Origin of the sequence: Nocardia sp. NPDC058666 (assembly GCF_042714895.1) — a bacterium.
In the GTDB taxonomy this organism is placed as follows: Bacteria; Actinomycetota; Actinomycetes; order Mycobacteriales; family Mycobacteriaceae; genus Nocardia.
On record NZ_JBHXRY010000060.1, the window covers coordinates 1 to 1,858 of the forward strand.

Here is a 1,858-nt window from a genome sequence, read left to right on the forward strand (position 1 = left end):
CAGGTCAGCAGATACGGCCGCCAGGCGTATTCGGGCCCGGTACCCCAGGCGATGGCCCGGTAGGTACGGGCGAAGGCCTCGGCAGCGAGGTCCTGCGCGGTGGACAGGTCCCGGCAGCACGTACGGGCGTAGGCCAGCACCGAGGAATGGTGACGGGCGAACACCTCGTCCATCACGTCGCTGACCGCCGCGTCGGAATCCGGGGTGCGCCCCCGCAGCAGGGCACAGAGTTCCCCGTCGCTGAGGCTTTGCAGATCCTGCTGACGGGCGGTACCCGATGTACTCAACACGTGCTCCCGTGTGGCTTGCTGACGACCCGGGTGTCGGATCCGGGCACATCTGTCATGAGGGTGCGACGCTGCGCCCGACCGGAATTCGCGCAAGTGTGCACCCTTGCAGGGCCGCAAGCAAACCCTAGGCACGACAGTCGAGGCTGTTGCCCCGGAACCCGTGAACGCGAGAAGAACCATTCCGCTCACCGCGGCCGATCCCCTGGTGCGCAGCAACGACGCTCTCCGTGCAGGGTTCCGGTCCGGAGCGCGAGCCGGTGCCCCGGTTGGCGAGCGGTCGCCGCCCCATGATCATCTCGACCCCGGACCCCGTCAAGAGGAGGGAACCGCTCCGGGGGGCGGGGGCATCTGGTGGGGCATGGGTTTGGTGATCTTGTTCTTCCTGCTGTGTTTCGTGGCCGGTTGGGCCTTGGCCCTCGCCGGGCTCGGGTACGCCTCCGTGCAGCTGTGGCGAAGCCGAGGGCAGCCATGGGTACGGGATCACGGGCATCCGTTCGTCCGGCTGCTGCTCCCGGCCCCCGCGTACCTCCGCTTCGACAGGGCGCTCGCCGTCACGGTGCTGCTGGCCGACCTGTGGCTGGTGTCGGGGGTCGTGGTGCTCGGCGCGGACGGCATCTTCACCGAGGAGTGGATGGGATACCCCGGCATGATGGATCCCGGCGGCCACGGCTACCAGGCAGCGGCGGTGGCCCTGCTGCGGGCGACGGCCTGGTGGAGCGCCCTGGCCGCGGTCCTCGGCCGGTGCTGGACCACAACGGCCGTACAACTGTCCGTTCTTCCGCTGTCGGCGCTCTGGATCGCCTCGTTCGACACCTACTACACGTAACCGCGCGCAGGAGATCCGAGCCGGGCCCGGGCCGTGTCCGGCGCGCCGATTCCGCCTATGCTCCGTGGGGTTGCGGGTACGGCGAGACGAAGGACACGGGGATGAGCGCACACGGGGGCGGCGGGCCCTGGAATCCGTACGGAGCCGGACAACCGCCCGTTGCGGGCTGGCCGTCGGCCCCGGTACCGCCGGCCGCCGCACGCCGGCTGACCTTCGGACAGCTCTTCAACCCCATCGCCGTGGGCCGCGCGGTGTTCACGCCGTCCCGGCCGGACCGCGTGCACGATCCGATGGTGAAGCGGGTGCAGATCCTGCGAACGGCCGTCGGACTCGTCGCCATCACCTGGATGCTGCTGACCTACGGGCTGGCAGCGGACGCCGACGCGGTGGTCGACGACCGCTTCGGCCAGATCCGTACCGCCCTGATCGTGCTGGCGATGACCTTCCCGGTCGCCGTCGCCGCCTTCGTCGCGGCGGCCCGCCCGCCCCACCGGCGCCTGTTCCTGCGCCGCGCGGCCAAGCCGGCCGGGGCGCTGCTCGCGCTGGTCGTCACGCTCGCCGTGCCGCGCCTGATCACCGGGCTCGGCTACGTGGACGAGCACACGGACTGGACGGCGTCCGCAGGGCGGGTGGTGCTGCTGTTCGCCCTGGGAGCCTTCCTGTTGTGGCTCGCCCCCTTCGCCCTCTACGGCATCGGGCAATCACTCGTCCACGTCTTCCGGACGTCAGACCTCCACGAGAC

3 protein-coding genes are annotated in these 1,858 nt (G+C 70.6%); 2 read left to right on the forward strand and 1 reads right to left on the reverse strand.

The genetic code is table 11. The features are described 5' to 3' along the window. Positions 1–287 (reverse strand): sigma factor (locus ACFWVD_RS28405; RefSeq protein ID WP_379247945.1); only part of this gene is annotated, 287 nt, incomplete at its 3' end. A gap of 361 nt (positions 288–648) precedes the next feature. Here ACFWVD_RS28405 and ACFWVD_RS28410 point away from each other — a divergent pair. Both ACFWVD_RS28410 and ACFWVD_RS28415 read left to right on the forward strand, forming a co-directional pair. Then, positions 649–1,116, forward strand: a complete 468-nt coding sequence (locus ACFWVD_RS28410) for a hypothetical protein (protein ID WP_379247947.1) — start codon at positions 649–651, stop codon at positions 1,114–1,116. 101 nt (positions 1,117–1,217) lie between these two features. Continuing rightward, a partial coding sequence (locus tag ACFWVD_RS28415; RefSeq protein WP_379247949.1) for a hypothetical protein occupies positions 1,218–1,858 on the forward strand: 641 nt, incomplete at its 3' end.

Coding starts and splice junctions, on each gene's coding strand:
- ACFWVD_RS28410 (WP_379247947.1), top strand. CDS start 649: ATGGGTTTGGTGATCTTGTTCTTCCTGCTGTGTTTCGTGGCCGGTTGG.